Below are 14,907 nucleotides of genomic sequence, written 5' to 3'. Positions count from 1 at the left end.
ATCGGGGGTCAACTCCGCCTTATGACCCAACCCGCAACACGACCGCAAGGTTCAGCCTGTGTGCCGGGCCGCCTGGTTGGCGTACTTACGGGCGGCGAAGTCGTGCGCCTCGGTGATCAGGGGGAGAAGTGGCGCGAGGGTGCTGGGGGAGACGATCGCGACCCAGTACTGGGAGGCGTAGAACGGGTGCGGCATCAGGACGTCGCGGGCGGCGTAGTCGTGGCCAGAGGCGAGCACCCAGTCGGCGTCGCGCTCGGTCGGGGGCGCGCCGAACAGACTCGTGTACGTCGCCTTGGTCAGGCCGAGGTTGAGTCGCCAGGCGCCGGGTTCGTCGAGCCGGGAGACCTGCTCGTAGTGGTCGCCGGTGACGATGGTGGCGAAGGGTTGCTGCCGTTCCGGCGGGAGGTCGGCGGCCGGGTCGTACAGATAGAAGAGGTCGTCCTGGGCCTCGAGGACCCGGACGCCCGGTTGCTCGCGGATCAATCGATCCAGTTCGTCAGCTGTCATGCCTTCAAGTCTGTCATTGAACAAGCAGTGGAGACTTCGGCGGAATTCCGGTTTTGTCGGCGGCCCGAACTAGGGTTGTCGAGTGGCTGATCCATCGTCCTACCGACCCGCCCCAGGGTCGATCCCTGACTCACCCGGTGTCTATCGCTTCAGCGACTCCGCCGGGCGGGTGATCTACGTCGGCAAGGCGAAGAACCTGCGGGCGCGGCTCTCGTCGTACTTCCAGGACCTGGTCAACCTGCACCCTCGCACGCAGGCGATGGTGACGACCGCGGCGAAGGTCGAGTGGACCGTCGTCGGCACCGAGGTCGAATCGCTGCAGCTGGAGTACTCCTGGATCAAGGAGTACGACCCGCGCTTCAACGTGAAGTACCGCGACGACAAGTCGTACCCCTGGCTCGCGATCACGCTTGATGAAGACTTTCCACGAGTGATGGTCGGCCGCGGCCAGAAGAAGAAGGGCGTACGGTACTTCGGTCCCTACAGTCATGCCTGGGCGATTCGCGAGACGGTCGACCTGCTGCTCCGGGTTTTCCCGATGCGTTCCTGCAGCAAGGGTGTGTTCAACCGGCACCGCCAGATCGGCCGGCCCTGTCTGCTCGGTTACATCGGCAAGTGCGCGGCGCCCTGCACCGGTCAGGTCACCCAGGACGAGCACCGCAAGATCGTCGACGATTTCGCCGCCTTCCTCTCCGGTCAGACCGCGACCTACGTGCGTCGGCTGCAGCAGGAGATGAAGGCTGCGGCGGCCGAGCTGGAGTACGAGCGGGCAGCCAAGATCCGCGACGACCTCGCCGCCCTCGACAAGGCCCTGGCGAAGAACGCGGTTGTCCTCGGCGACGGTACCGACACCGACGTGATCGCGCTCAGCGAGGATCCGCTTGAGGTTGCGGTCCAGATCTTCTACGTCCGCGGCGGCCGGATCCGCGGTGAGCGCGGCTGGATCGCCGACAAAGCCGACGGTACGGCGACCACCGGCGACCTGGTCTCGCAATTCATCACGCAGACGTACGCCGGTGATTCGGGCGACGCGATTCCGCGCGAGATCCTGGTGCCGGTCATCCCGGACGATGTCGACGCGCTGACTGAGTGGCTGGAGCGGACCCGTGGCACCCGGGTGGCGATCCGGGTTCCGCAGCGCGGTGACAAGAAGGCGTTGATGGAGACCGTCGAGCGCAACGCGCTGCAGACGCTCACCATGCACAAGACCAAGCGGGCCAGCGATCTGACCACTCGCAACCAGGCGCTGGAGGAGATCCAGGCCGGTCTCGATCTGCCCGAGGCGCCGCTGCGGATGGAGTGCTACGACGTCTCGAACCTGCAAGGCACCGAGGTGGTCGCCTCGATGGTCGTCTTCGAGGACGGACTGCCGCGCAAGAGCGAATACCGCCGGTTCGTGATCAAGGGCGTCGAAGGGCAGAACGATGTCGCCTCGATCGCCGAGGTGCTGACCCGGCGGTTCAAGCGGATGATCGAGGACCGCGCGGATATCCCGGAGGGGGAGGACCCGACGGCATACCTGGTCGATCCGGAGACCGGCCGGGCGAAGAAGTTCGCCTACACCCCGGGCCTGGTCGTGGTCGACGGCGGTCCGCCGCAGGTCGCGGCCGCCCGGCAGGCGCTCGACGAGCTGGGGCTGGGCGACATCCCGATCTGCGGTCTGGCCAAGCGGCTGGAGGAGGTCTGGATCCCCGACGACGAGGATCCGGTGATCTTCTCCCGGACGTCCGAAGGCCTGTACCTGCTGCAGCGGTTGCGCGACGAGGCGCACCGGTTCGCCATCACCCACCACCGCAACCGGCGCTCCAAGAGCATGGTCGAGAGCGTGCTGGACGACGTACCGGGGTTGGGGGAGGTGCGGCGCAAGACGCTGCTGCGGCACTTCGGGTCGCTGAAGAAGTTGCGGCAGGCCACGATCGACGAGGTGGCCGAGCTGCCCGGATTCGGGCGCCGGACGGCGGAGTCCGTCGTACTGGCGGTGAACGCTGCCGCAACGACGGCCGAATCCGGCCGGGCGCCGTCGGTGAACACCGCAACAGGCGAGATACTGGGAGAAGACGTCCCGGTGGCCGGGACGGCGCCACACGGGGACCCAGGGAGAACTGAGAACTGATGGACGACACGAACGGCAACCTGATCATCGTGACCGGGATGTCCGGCGCGGGGCGGAGTTCGGTCGCGGACGTGCTGGAGGACCTCGGCTGGTTCGTGGTCGACAACCTGCCGCCGATGTTCCTGACCACGATGGTCGAGCAGACGATCGGCACCGGGACGCAGCCCCGGCTCGCGGTCGTCGTCGATGTCCGGACCGGGATGTTCTTCGACGAGCTGAGCTCCGCGCTGCACGACCTGCGGATCAAGGGCTACCGGCCGCTGACCCTGTTCCTGGAAGCCTCCGACGACGTCATCGTGCGCCGGCAGGAGGGCGTCCGCCGGCCGCACCCGTTGCAGGGCGAGGGCCGGCTGCTGACCGGGATCCAGCGCGAGCGCGAGCTGCTCGGCGACATCCGGGCCGGTGCCGACCTGGTCATCGACACCTCGAACATGAACGTCCACCAGCTCGCCGCGAAGATCGTGAACGCCTTCGGCGAGGAGGAGAACGCCGAGCTCCGGGCGACCGTGGTGTCGTTCGGTTTCAAGTACGGCATCCCGGTCGACGCCGACGTGGTCGCGGACATGCGCTTCATCCCGAACCCGTACTGGCAGCCCGACCTGCGCCCGATGACCGGGCAGGACAAGCCTGTGTCAGACTTCGTGCTCGGCCATCCGCTGGCCCAGCAGTTCCTGCAGAACTACGTGGACGTGCTGGACACCTTGCGGACCGGCTACCTGAACGAGGGCAAGCGCTTCGTCACCGTCGCGATCGGCTGCACCGGGGGTAAGCACCGCAGCGTCGCGATGTCCGAGGAGATCGCCCGCCGACTGCGCGAGAAGGGGTCACCCACCTTGGTCGTCCACAGAGATCTCGGGCGCGAGTGACGAGGTCCCCCTCGGTCGTCGCACTAGGCGGAGGACACGGCCTGGCCGCTTCTCTCTCCGCACTCCGTCACGTCACCGATCACTTGACCGCGATCGTCACCGTCGCCGACAACGGCGGCTCCTCCGGTCGGCTGCGCCGAGAGCTGGGCGTGCTTCCGCCGGGCGACCTGCGGATGGCGCTGGCCGCGCTGTGCCGCGACGACGAGTGGGGCCGCACCTGGGCCGACGTACTGCAGCATCGCTTCCGCAGCAACGGCGAGCTGCACGACCACGCGGTCGGCAACTTGCTGATCGTGGCGCTCTGGGAGCTGCTGGGTGAAGCGGTCGACGGCCTCGACTGGGTCGGCCGTCTGCTCGGCGCTCAAGGCCGCGTGCTGCCGATGTCCGCCGTACCGCTGGACATCACCGCCCGTGTGATCGGTCTCGATCCGGAGCACCCGGAGGCGATGACCGAGATCCGTGGTCAGGCCGAGGTCGCGACCACCGAAGGTCATGTCGTCGACGTGGCTCTCGACCCGGCTGACCCGCCGGCTTGTCCCGAGGCTCTGGTGGCCGTCGCGGAGGCCGACTGGGTCGTGGTCGGTCCGGGCTCGTGGTTCACGTCGGTGATTCCGAACCTGCTGGTTCCCGCCTTGTGTCGCGGTCTCGAGCAGACCAGCGCTCGCCGCCTGCTGACGCTGAACCTGGGGGAGCAGAAGGGCGAAACCGACGGCTTCTCACCCGAGACCCACCTCGAGGTGCTCGCCGCTCACGCGCCCGATCTGCGGATCGACGTCGTACTCGCCGACGAAGGCCACGTGCCGGACCCCGAGTCCCTGCGCCGTACGGCGGAGTCACTCGGGGCCGAGGTGGTCATCGCCGACATCGCCGACGACGACCAGCACCTCCATCACGCTCCCGACAAACTCACGAAGGTCTATCGGGAGCTCCTCGTCTAGCTGGCGTCGACCGTGATCTTCTTGTCGTAGACCAGCTTGGCGTCCGCGTCGTACCCGCGGACTCGCACCTTCTTGAAGTTCTCGCTGCCGTCGGTGGTGCCCCACAGATAGTAGCCGTTCGAGATCGCCGCACGCACCGGGCCGGTCGGTAGGTCCACGATGATCTGTGCGACCCCGTCCGGAACCGTGGCCCACATGTTGAACTCGTCCTTCACGGGATCACCGAACGTCCCGTCGGCGCCGACGCCGGTGCGCGTGTAGTCGTAGGCGCCCTGCTCCGCGCGGTAGCACCAGGCGAGAACGTTCTGGCCGGGGGAGACCAGCAGCGCAGTGAACCGCTTGTCGCCGCCGACCTTCAGTGCGACCTTCCAGTCGGGGCTGATCCGGCCGGCGTCGTACGGCCGCTCGTCCCCGGAGCCCTTCCCGCCGTCGATGTAAGCGTCGTCCGGCTTCTTGCACTCCGTGCGGACCTGCTCGTCGCTCAACGGGCTGAACGGTACGACGGCCAGCGGCTTCCCGTTCTCCGGATCCTTGGTCAGCACGGTCCGCGGCTCGATCGGATCGGCCGTCTTGATCTTCACGTCGGCCGGGATCTGCTTCGGCTTCGGCGGCTCGACCTTCACGTACTTCCAGTCGTAGACCCGCTTCCCGCTCGCGTCGTAGGCCCGGATCCGCTGGATGGTGGGCTCGTAGTTGTCCCACTCCTTGGAGTTCGGGTCGATCTTGTGCATCTGCTCCCACTCGGGGTAGCCGAGCGTGAAGTACCCCTCAGGCCCGACCAGCGCCTGCCGGGGAGCGGACTCACCGGCCAGGTTGACCAGCACCTGGGTGACACCGGCCGTCGGCACCTTAATGCCGTTCTCGACGACCTGTGGCCGCGGGTCCGGGTTCCCTTCGATGCCCTTCGGGTACGGAATGATGCTGGTGCTGTAGCGCCCGTGCATCGTGGGTCGCTCCGGGCCCTCCATCGTGCAGTTGGCGACGATCGACCGGTCCGGTGCGAGGAAGAGCGCCTGGAGCCGCTTGGTGTCCCCGCTCTTCACGAGAACCTTCCAGCGGGCGTCGATCGGGCCGGCCTTGTCGTAGCTGTTCGAGCCACGCTCCTTGTTGGACTGCACGTACTGGCTGTCGAACTTCCGGCAGCGGCTGAGCACGTCGGCATCGGACAGCGGACTCACCAGCGGCGGCAGCGCGGCCTGGATCCCGGACTCGTTGTCGGTGATCCGGCCGGTCTTCGCGTCGATCGTGATGGTCTCGTTCTTCGGCGTCTTGGCCGGTGCCTCGCTCTGATGCAGGGTGCCCTGCCAGACGGTGACACCACCCGCGATGGCGAGCGTGGTCAGGACTGCGGTCGAGGCGACCGCGATCCGAGTCCGGCGGACCGAGCGGCGTCCTCGGGCGAGGATGTCGTCGATGTCGGTGTGCAGTGGCTGGTCGGTGTCATCGGCCGCGGTGGCCAGCAGCCGTTCGATGTCGTTGCTCACGAGGCGCTCCTTTCGGTGTGGCCGAGTAGTTCGCGGAGCCGGTCGAGTCCGCGGGAGGTCTGGCTCTTCACGCCGCCCTGGCTGACGCCGAGGATCTCGGCGGTCTCTTCGACACTGAGGTCGTTGTAGTAGCGCAGTACGACGCACGCGCGCTGGCTCGGGGCCAGTTGCGCGAGGGCCTTGATCACGAGCAGCCGGTTGTCGACCGGTCCGCCGATGTCGGGCATCACCAACGCGGCCTCGTCGGTCTCGTCGGGGCGTTCGCGCCGCCATGGCTTGCGGGACTGGTCCATCACCGAAGTCACCACGGCCCGGTGCGCATAACTCTTCACGCCCTCCCGCCGCTCGATCCGGTTCCACCGGCGGTACACCTTCACCAGGGCGTCCTGGGCCGCGTCCTCCGCGCGATGCCAGTCACCGCACATCAAGTACGCCGTACGGCGTAGTGGGCGGATCATCATCGCGGCGAACTCGGTGAACTCGGCGTCGTCTCGTGCTCTCATGCCCCTCCTCTCGTGCTGTCGCGGAAGGAACGCAGCCGACCGGGTGTTGGGTTGCAGTGGTGCGTAACGCAGTTCGCCCGGGCGGAGTTGGAGGTTCGGGTGCGAGGGTCTTTGACAACGGTGGGAGGATGCACTCTATGGCGATGACAGCACAGGTGAAGTCCGAGTTGACCAGCATCCAGGTCACGAAACCCTGTTGCCGCAAGGCCGAGGTGTCGTCCGTGCTGCGCTTCGCGGGCGGGCTGCACCTGGTCTCCGGCCGGATCGTCGTCGAGGCCGAGCTGGACAGTGGTGCCGCCGCCCGCCGGCTGCGCAAGGACATCGCGGAGATCTTCGGGCACCCGTCGGACGTCGTGGTGATCTCCCCGTCCGGAATCCGGAAGCAAACGAAGTACGTCGTCCGGGTCGTCCGCGACGGTGATGCGCTGGCCCGTCAGACCGGGCTGGTCGACAACCGCGGCCGTCCGGTCCGCGGCCTGCCGCCGGCCGTGGTGTCGGGTGCGTCCTGCGACGCGGTGGCCGCTTGGCGTGGTGCGTTCCTGGCTCACGGCTCGCTGACCGAGCCGGGCCGCTCGTCGTCACTCGAGGTGACGTGCCCCGGTCCGGAGGCTGCGCTGGCACTGGTGGGGGCAGCCCGCCGGCTGGGCATCGGCTCCAAGGCCCGTGAGGTGCGCAACGTCGACCGCGTGGTCATCCGCGACGGTGACGCGATCGGCGCGCTGCTGACCCGCCTCGGCGCCCACGAGTCGGTCCTGGCCTGGGAAGAGCGCCGCATGCGCCGCGAGGTCCGCGCCACCGCGAACCGCCTGGCCAACTTCGACGACGCGAACCTTCGCCGTTCCGCCCGCGCCGCGGTCGCCGCGGGCGCACGGGTCGAGCGTGCACTCGAGATCCTGGGCGACGACGTACCGGATCACCTGCAGGTGGCCGGCAAGCTTCGCCTCGAGCACAAGCAGGCCAGCCTCGAAGAGCTCGGCCAGCTGCACGAGCCCGCCCTCACCAAGGACGCCGTAGCCGGCCGCATCCGCCGACTGCTGGCGATGGCCGACAAGCGCGCCAGCGACCTCAGCATCCCGAACACCGAGGCGAATCTCACTCCGGAGATGCTCGACCCCGCCTGATCCTTCGCAGCTGACGTTCAACGGCCCTCGGTCTCGACCGGGGGCCGTCGCCGTTGCGCGGGGCGCCGGCCCAGGACTGAAGGTTTTCCCGGGACTTCCGGCCTTTTCCGGGCCGATCGATTCCCTTTGACCAAGGTGTCGCCGAGGGTGTGCGTGCCCAATCGCGCACGACATGTCCCGGTTCGTGCGCGTCTTCCCGCCCAAGGGAGTACGCATGAAGCGCATCCATCGCGCCGGTCTCGCCGCGACGGCGATCGCCGGCCTGACCGTCCTCGCTGTGACGGTCCCCGTCCAGGCCGCCCAGCCGAGCAGTGGCCCCGCGGCCTCGCCGGTCGCCGCCGCTCGAGCCAACGCCGCCGGCCTCGGCCTCGGTGACGGCGGAGACCTCGTCGTCCGCGACGTGGTCCTCGACGGTGACGGCAGCAGCCACGTCCGGTTCGACCGCACCTACCAAGGCCTGCCGGTCGTCGGCGGTGACGTTGTCGTCCACCAGGACAAGGCCGGCAAGGCCCGCTCGTCCAGTGGCGGCATCGGCAAGCTCGGCCTGTCGATCAAGCCGACCGTCTCCGCGGCAGTCGCCGGCGCGGCCGCCAAGCAGAAGTCCGCCCGGCAGCAGCTGGTCGTGTTCGTCACGAACGCCGGCCAGTCCAAGCTCGCCTACAAGGTCGTCTCCGAGGGTCGCAACGCCAAGGGCGAGCCGACCGGCACCGAGACGTACGTCGACGCTCAGACCGGCAAGGTCCTCGACAGCTGGAGCACGGTTGCCGACGACCTTGGCAGCGGTTCGGGCCTGTACGTCGGCACGGTCGGCCTCGACACCACGAAGTCCGGCACCAGCTGGACGATGGTCGACCCGGTCCGCGGCGGCAACTCGACGTACAACGCCGGAACGCTGTTCTCCGACGCCGACAACGTGTGGGGGACCGGCAACAACTCCAACCCGCAGTCGGCCGGTGTCGACGCCCACTACGGCATCGCCAAGACATGGGACTACTACAAGAACGTCCACGGCCGCAACGGCATCGCCAACGACGGCAAGGGTGCGAAGTCCTACGTCCACGACGGCGCGTACGTGAACGCCTCGTGGAGCGACTCGTGCTTCTGCATGCGGTACGGCGACGGCGACCCGAGCCAGGGGATCGGCCCGCTCGTCGAGCTGGACATCGCGGGTCACGAGATGAGCCACGGTGTCACCAGCCGCTCGGCCGGTCTGCGCTACAGCGGTGAGTCCGGCGGCCTGAACGAGTCGACATCGGACATCTTCGGTACGGCGGTCGAGTGGTACGCCGCCAACGGTTCGGACACTCCGGACTACGTGCTCGGTGAGGAGATCTTCACCGACTACAACCCGGCCACCAACTACATCCGGCGGCTCGACAAGCCGTCGATGGACGGTGCCAGCGCCGACTCGTGGTCGAAGGGTGTCGGCCGGCTGAACGTGCACTACTCGTCCGGTGTCGGCAACCACTTCTTCTACCTGCTGTCCGAGGGCAGTGGCGCGAAGACGATCAACGGCGTCGCCTACAACAGCCCGACGGTCAACGGCATCACGGTGACCGGCATCGGGATCAGCAAGGCCGAGAAGATCTGGTACCGCGCACTGACGACGTACATGACGTCGCGCACCGACTACAAGGGCGCCCGCACGGCCACCCTGAACGCCGCCACCGACCTGTACGGCGCGAGCAGCCCCGAGCGGGCCGCGGTCGACAAGGCGTGGGCCGCGGTGAACGTCGTCGGTTGATCCGGTGAACCGGCGGTTTCCGCAGGAACATTGCGGAAACCGCCAGGTTCCAGACCAGCAAGTGGTCTGGTCTGAAACCTCGTCGCGAGAGGCGGTGGTCTGCTGTGGATAGCACCAGTTGGCCGAGTGGGCGGTTGGGCTAATGTTCGGGGTGAAGAGCAGTGCTGGAACGCTAGTTCGAGGAGACGTAGTCCCGTGACCGTACGCGTAGGTATCAACGGCTTCGGCCGGATCGGCCGTAACTTCTTCCGCGCCGTCCAGGCGTCCGGTGCCGACATCGAGGTCGTCGCCGTCAACGACCTGACCGACAACCAGACCCTCGCCCACCTGCTCAAGTACGACTCGATCCTGGGCCGCTTTCCTGGTGACGTGTCCGCGACCGACACCGACATCTCGGTCGGCGACCACAGCTTCAAGGCCTTCGCCGAGCGCGACCCGGCCAACCTGAAGTGGTCGGACGTCGGCGCCGACATCGTGATCGAGTCGACCGGTTTCTTCACCGACGCCACCAAGGCCAAGACGCACGCCGACAACGGCGCCAAGAAGGTCATCATCTCCGCCCCGGCGAAGAACGAGGACCTCACCGTCGTCATGGGTGTGAACCACGAGCTGTACGACGCCGAGAAGCACACCGTGATCTCGAACGCGTCCTGCACCACCAACTGCCTCGCCCCGATGGCCAAGGCCATCCACGACGAGTTCGTCATCCAGCAGGGCCTGATGACGACGGTGCACGCCTACACCCAGGACCAGAACCTGCAGGACGGCCCGCACAGCGACCTGCGTCGCGCCCGCGCCGCCGCGCTGAACGTGGTCCCGACCTCGACCGGTGCCGCCAAGGCGATCGGCCTGGTGCTGCCGGAGCTCAAGGGCAAGCTGGACGGCTACGCGCTGCGCGTCCCGGTCCCGACCGGCTCGGCCACCGACCTGACCGTGAACGTCGGCCGCGAGACCTCGGTCGAAGAGGTCAACGCCGCCGTCAAGGCCGCTGCCGAGGGTGCGCTCAAGGGCTACCTGCGGTACACCGAGGACCCGATCGTGTCGAGCGACATCGTCACCGACCCGGCCTCCTGCATCTTCGACGCCGGCCTGACCAAGGTCCTGGGCAACCAGGTCAAGGTCGTCGGCTGGTACGACAACGAGTGGGGCTACTCCAACCGCCTCGTCGACCTCGTGAACTACGTCGGCGCCTCGCTCTGACGTAACTCGTTGATCCCGTGACGTCCGGGGAACCGCGGTCCTGCACCCCGGTTCCCCGGACGTTGTCTTGATAGGAAGCAGAACTGTGAAGACCATCGAAGATCTCGGCGACCTGGCCGGCCAGCGGGTACTCGTCCGCTCCGACCTGAACGTGCCGATCAAGAACGACGTGATCGGCGACGACGGCCGCATCCGCGCCTCGCTGCCGACGCTGGTGAAGCTGGCCAAGGCCGGCGCCAAGGTGATCGTGACCGCGCACCTCGGCCGCCCGAAGGGCACCCCGAACCCGGAGTTCACTCTCGCCCCGGTCGCCAAGCGGCTCGGCGAGCTGCTGGCCGCCGAGGGCATCACCGTGCACTTCGCGACCGACGTGACCGGCGATTCCGCCCAGTCCGCCGTACAGGAGCTGGACGAGGGCGAGGTCCTGCTGCTCGAGAACGTGCGCTACGACCCGCGCGAGGAGAGCAAGGACGAGGCGCAGCGTGACCAGCTGGCCGACGAGCTCGCCGCGCTGGCGGATGTCTTCGTCAGCGACGGCTTCGGTGTCGTGCACCGCAAGCAGGCCAGCGTGTACGACGTCGCCCGCAAACTGCCGCATGCGGCCGGCGGCCTCGTGCTGGCGGAGGTCGACGTACTGAAGAAGCTGACCGAGGAGCCGGCCCGCCCGTACGTCGTCGTGCTCGGCGGCGCCAAGGTGTCGGACAAGCTCGCGGTGATCGACAACCTGCTGGCCAAGGCCGACAAGCTGCTGATCGGCGGCGGCATGGTCTTCACCTTCCTGAAGGCGCAGGGACACGAGGTCGGCAAGAGCCTGCTCGAGGAGGACCAGCTCGACGTCGTCCGCGGCTACCTGAAGGAGGCCGGCGACAAGATCGTGCTGCCGACCGACATCGTGGTGGCGCCGGAGTTCAACGCCGACGCGCCCGCGACCGTGGTCGCCGCCGACGCGATCCCGGCCGACCAGCTCGGCCTGGACATCGGTCCCGACTCGGGCAAGGCGTTCGCCACCGAGGTCGCGGCCGCCAAGACCGTGTTCTGGAACGGCCCGATGGGCGTCTTCGAGATGGCGGCGTTCGCGGCCGGAACCAAGGCTGTGGCGCAGGCGTTGACGGAGGTAGATGGCCTGAGTGTCGTCGGTGGCGGTGACTCCGCGGCCGCCGTCCGGCAGCTAGGCTTCGCCGACGATGCGTTCGGCCACATCTCCACCGGTGGTGGCGCATCCCTCGAGTACCTGGAGGGCAAGGAGCTCCCGGGACTCGCCGTACTGGAAGAGGACTGACTCACATGGCAGAAGCTGCCCGTACGCCGCTGATGGCGGGCAACTGGAAGATGAACCTCAACCATGTTGAGGCCGTGCACCTGCTGCAGAAGCTGTCGTGGACGCTGCAGGACAAGAAGCACGACTTCGAGCGCGTCGAGGTGGCGGTGCTGCCGCCGTTCACCGACATCCGCAGCGTGCAGACGCTGGTCGACGGTGACCGGATGAAGATCAAGTACGGCGGCCAGGACGTGTCGACCAAGGACTCCGGCGCCTACACCGGTGAGATCTCGGCCGCGATGCTGAGCAAGCTCGGCTGCACCTACGTGCTGACCGGGCACTCGGAGCGCCGGCAGTACCACGGTGAGGACGACGCGCTGGTCAACGCCAAGACCGCCAAGGCACTTGAGGCGGGCCTGATCCCGATCATGTGCGTCGGTGAGGGTCTCGAGGTCCGCAAGGAGAACGGCCAGGTCGAGCACGTGCTGGCCCAGGTCGACGCCGGGCTGGCCGGCCTGAAGCAGGACGACGTCCGCAAGGTCGTCATCGCCTACGAGCCCGTCTGGGCGATCGGGACCGGCGAGGTCGCGACCCCGGAGGACGCCCAGGAGGTCAACTCGGCGATCCGGGCGCGGATCGAGGAGACGATTTCACCCTCGGTGGCCGACTCGGTACGGATTCTTTACGGCGGATCGGTGAAGATGGCCAGCGCAGGTGGCATCATGGCCCAACCGGATGTCGACGGCTGTCTCGTCGGGGGTGCGAGCCTCCAGGTGGACGAGTTCGCCGGCATCTGCCGTTACCTGGACCTTCAGTTAGGCTACTCCTCGTGATCCTCGCTTTCTCTATCGTCGTGCTCATCTGCAGCCTCATCCTCACGCTGCTCGTGCTGCTGCACAAAGGCCGTGGTGGTGGCCTGTCCGACCTGTTCGGTGGTGGAGTGTCGTCCAGCCTGGGCGGTTCCTCGGTCGCCGAGCGGAACCTGGACCGCATCACGATCGGTGTCGGCCTGATCTGGTTCGCCTCCATCGTCGCGCTCGGCCTGCTCTACAAAATCGGCTGAGGGAGGTAGGTTCCCGTGGCTGGTGGTGGTAGTGCTATTCGTGGCAGCCGGGTCGGTGCCGGCCCGATGGGCGAGGCGGAGCGCGGCGACACCGCGCCCCGCCAGCGTGTCGTGTTCTTCTGTGCCAACGGGCACGAGACGGCGACCGTCTTCGCGGTCGAGGCAGCTGTCCCGGAGGCGTGGGACTGTCCGCGGTGCGGTCTGCCGACCAGCACCGATGTGAACAACCCCCCGCCGCCGACGAAGATCGAGCCCTACAAGACCCACCTGGCCTACGTGAAGGAGCGGCGCTCCGAGACGGAGGCGGCCGAGATCCTCGAAGAGGCCCTGGAGAAGCTCCGCGCGCGGCGAGCCCGCGGCGAAGTCATCTTCTGACCGTTTGCGGTCGTGGCCGGTGCAGCACTGCGTAGGACAGCAGCGCGACACCGGCCACTCCGGCGATCCCGCCGGCCACGTCGAGCAGCCAGTGCTCGGCCAGCGCGATCCGGCTGGCGCTGACCAGCAGGATCGCCGTACTGCCGAGCGCTGCTATGCGGCGGCGCCAGGTCGTTCCGATCAGCAGGGTCACTGCGACCGCTGTGGTCACGACTGTCACGTGGCCACTCGGATAGGTGCCGGCCTCGGGTTGCTGTGGTGGTCCTTCACGGTTCAGAAGTCCCTGTAATGCCAGCAGGGAAAGGCATACCGGCACCACCGCGAGCGGCAGCAGGCCTTCGCGTGTGCCTCGTCGTCGCCAGGTGAGTGCGGCCACGACCAGCAGGGCGACGACTGCGATGAGCGTGCCGATCCCGCTGACTGTGGTGGCGACCGCTGCCGGTGTCGAACCGGGTGCGGCATACGCATGCGTGACCAGCCAGTGGTCGGCAGGCGGGATGGTTGTCCGCAGCAGGTAGCCGGCGGCGACCACCGCCACGAGCGAACCGGCGCCGACGAGGATCAGGCGAGATCTCGACCAAGGTTCCATCTCGACAGCGTCCGGCGACGCCACCCCGAGCCGCATCGGTGATCAACCCTGGAACGTCCCCGGACGCTAGGGTCGGTTCATGAAGTCGTCGATCGCTCCTGTGCGCTGGAACCCGCCCCCGGCCGACCCCGTTCGGCACCCGACGAGCCTGCAGGTCAGCACGGTCGCCGTACCGGGTCACGGGCCCGAGGACACGTTGATCGATGAGGACGGCAGTGTCCTCACAGGTCTCGTGGATGGCCGCATCCTGCGGGTCAGTCCCGACGGTACGACGATCAGCGTGCTCGGCGACACCGGCGGCCGGCCGCTCGGGCTGGAGTGGCTTCCGGACGGCAAGGTGCTGGTCTGCGACGCCAACCGCGGTCTGCTCACCCTCGACAAGGACGGCCGGGTGACCACCCTGCTGGCCGAGATCGACGGCCGCCCGATGCGCTTCTGCAACAACGCCGCCGTCGACCCCGACGGCACCATCTACTTCTCGGACTCGTCCACCCGCTTCGGCTTCGAGAACTGGAAGGGCGACCTGCTCGAGCACTCCGCCACCGGCAGCGTCTACCGCCTCACCCCCGACGGCACAGTCACCCGCCTCGCCGCCAACCGTGCCTTCCCCAACGGCGTGGCCCTGAGCGCCGACCACCAAACCCTGTACTGGGCCGAGACCGCGACGTACGCCGTCTACAAACTCGACCTCAGTACGCCGGACGCGGAGCCCGCCGTACTAGCCCGTGTCCCCGGCCTGCCCGACAACATCGCGCGCGGCTCCGACGGCCTCATCTGGGTCACCATCGGCTCACCCCGCAACGCCCTCCTCGACCTCCTGCTCCCCAAGCCGCCCATCCTCCGCAAACTCGTCTGGGCCCTCCCCGACGCCCTCCAGCCCGGCCCCGCCGACATCATCGAGGTCCAGGCCTACGACGAGTCCGGCACCCTCATCCACGACCTCCGCGGCAAACACCCCGACTTCCGCATGCCCACCGGCGTCCGCGAACACAACGGCAAAGTCTGGCTAGCCAGCATCGGCACCACCACCCTCGCCACCTTCCCCACCCCCAAGCGCTGACCATCCACGACAGTTCTCGGGGGTGCGCACCCGGCGCGGTGGGCTTGAACAAGCTATGACCTGTTCACGCCCACCATTTCTTGTTC

General features: G+C 67.8%; 15 protein-coding genes. 11 read left to right on the top strand and 4 right to left on the bottom strand.

The genetic code is table 11. From position 1 onward, the window contains the following. Positions 1-51 precede the first annotated feature (51 nt). Positions 52-507: a DUF6194 family protein gene (locus tag ACFTSF_RS10430; protein WP_380153564.1), complete on the bottom strand. Its 456-nt coding sequence runs from the start codon at positions 505-507 to the stop codon at positions 52-54. Between the two features lie 82 nt (positions 508-589). On the opposite strand from ACFTSF_RS10430, the gene uvrC reads away from it, so the two are divergent. Genes uvrC through yvcK form a run of 3 tightly spaced genes read left to right on the top strand, consistent with a single transcriptional unit; the run spans position 590 to position 4,424 of the window. Further along, positions 590-2,620, top strand: a complete 2,031-nt coding sequence (gene uvrC / locus ACFTSF_RS10425) for an excinuclease ABC subunit UvrC (RefSeq protein ID WP_344164023.1) — start codon at positions 590-592, stop codon at positions 2,618-2,620. Then, positions 2,620-3,486: an RNase adapter RapZ gene (gene rapZ, locus ACFTSF_RS10420; RefSeq protein WP_344164020.1), complete on the top strand. Its 867-nt coding sequence runs from the start codon at positions 2,620-2,622 to the stop codon at positions 3,484-3,486. The genes uvrC and rapZ overlap by 1 nt, the downstream gene beginning before the upstream one ends. Next, positions 3,483-4,424, top strand: coding sequence for a uridine diphosphate-N-acetylglucosamine-binding protein YvcK (gene yvcK / locus ACFTSF_RS10415; protein ID WP_380153563.1), 942 nt, complete (start codon positions 3,483-3,485; stop codon positions 4,422-4,424). Before rapZ ends, yvcK begins: the two co-directional genes overlap by 4 nt. Here the strand turns inward: yvcK and ACFTSF_RS10410 are convergent. Both ACFTSF_RS10410 and ACFTSF_RS10405 read right to left on the bottom strand, forming a co-directional pair. After that, positions 4,421-5,908, bottom strand: a complete 1,488-nt coding sequence (locus tag ACFTSF_RS10410) for a hypothetical protein (RefSeq protein ID WP_380153562.1) — start codon at positions 5,906-5,908, stop codon at positions 4,421-4,423. The genes yvcK and ACFTSF_RS10410 overlap by 4 nt on opposite strands. Then, positions 5,905-6,411 (bottom strand): SigE family RNA polymerase sigma factor, encoded by a 507-nt coding sequence (locus ACFTSF_RS10405; protein WP_380153561.1) that lies wholly within the window; start codon positions 6,409-6,411, stop codon positions 5,905-5,907. Before ACFTSF_RS10405 ends, ACFTSF_RS10410 begins: the two co-directional genes overlap by 4 nt. Before the next feature lie 137 nt (positions 6,412-6,548). Here ACFTSF_RS10405 and whiA point away from each other — a divergent pair, with 137 nt between their 5' ends. The 7 genes from whiA to ACFTSF_RS10370 all read left to right on the top strand — a co-directional run bounded on the left by whiA (position 6,549) and on the right by ACFTSF_RS10370 (position 13,172). After that, on the top strand, positions 6,549-7,532 hold the full coding sequence (gene whiA / locus ACFTSF_RS10400) for a DNA-binding protein WhiA (RefSeq protein ID WP_380153560.1): 984 nt from the start codon (positions 6,549-6,551) through the stop codon (positions 7,530-7,532). A gap of 214 nt (positions 7,533-7,746) precedes the next feature. Then, complete coding sequence (locus tag ACFTSF_RS10395; RefSeq protein ID WP_380153559.1) at positions 7,747-9,276, top strand: M4 family metallopeptidase; 1,530 nt, start codon at positions 7,747-7,749, stop codon at positions 9,274-9,276. 195 nt (positions 9,277-9,471) lie between these two features. Further along, positions 9,472-10,476 carry a type I glyceraldehyde-3-phosphate dehydrogenase gene (gene gap, locus ACFTSF_RS10390; RefSeq protein ID WP_344164004.1) on the top strand — a complete coding sequence of 335 codons (1,005 nt, stop codon included), beginning with the start codon at positions 9,472-9,474 and terminating at the stop codon, positions 10,474-10,476. Positions 10,477-10,561: 85 nt separating this feature from the next. Next, entirely contained in the window at positions 10,562-11,755 is a 1,194-nt protein-coding gene (locus ACFTSF_RS10385) for a phosphoglycerate kinase (RefSeq protein WP_380153558.1), read from the top strand. Positions 11,756-11,760: 5 nt separating this feature from the next. Continuing rightward, positions 11,761-12,567, top strand: a complete 807-nt coding sequence (gene tpiA / locus ACFTSF_RS10380) for a triose-phosphate isomerase (protein WP_380153557.1) — start codon at positions 11,761-11,763, stop codon at positions 12,565-12,567. After that, entirely contained in the window at positions 12,564-12,797 is a 234-nt protein-coding gene (gene secG, locus ACFTSF_RS10375) for a preprotein translocase subunit SecG (protein WP_132403979.1), read from the top strand. Before tpiA ends, secG begins: the two co-directional genes overlap by 4 nt. A gap of 15 nt (positions 12,798-12,812) precedes the next feature. Next, positions 12,813-13,172 (top strand): RNA polymerase-binding protein RbpA, encoded by a 360-nt coding sequence (locus ACFTSF_RS10370; RefSeq protein WP_344163993.1) that lies wholly within the window; start codon positions 12,813-12,815, stop codon positions 13,170-13,172. On the opposite strand, the gene ACFTSF_RS10365 is transcribed toward ACFTSF_RS10370, so the two are convergent. Then, a complete protein-coding gene (locus ACFTSF_RS10365) occupies positions 13,162-13,761 on the bottom strand; it encodes a phosphatase PAP2 family protein (protein WP_380153556.1) in 600 nt (199 codons plus the stop codon). The two genes, ACFTSF_RS10370 and ACFTSF_RS10365, sit on opposite strands and share 11 nt — an antisense overlap. Before the next feature lie 79 nt (positions 13,762-13,840). Here ACFTSF_RS10365 and ACFTSF_RS10360 point away from each other — a divergent pair, with 79 nt between their 5' ends. Further along, positions 13,841-14,821, top strand: coding sequence for an SMP-30/gluconolactonase/LRE family protein (locus ACFTSF_RS10360; protein ID WP_380153555.1), 981 nt, complete (start codon positions 13,841-13,843; stop codon positions 14,819-14,821). Positions 14,822-14,907 lie beyond the last annotated feature (86 nt).

This window comes from Kribbella sp. NPDC056951, assembly GCF_042674205.1.
Lineage (GTDB): Bacteria > Actinomycetota > Actinomycetes > Propionibacteriales > Kribbellaceae > Kribbella > Kribbella yunnanensis.
The sequence above is the reverse complement of the archived record's forward strand: the minus strand, read 5'-3'. Positions and strand labels throughout refer to the sequence as shown.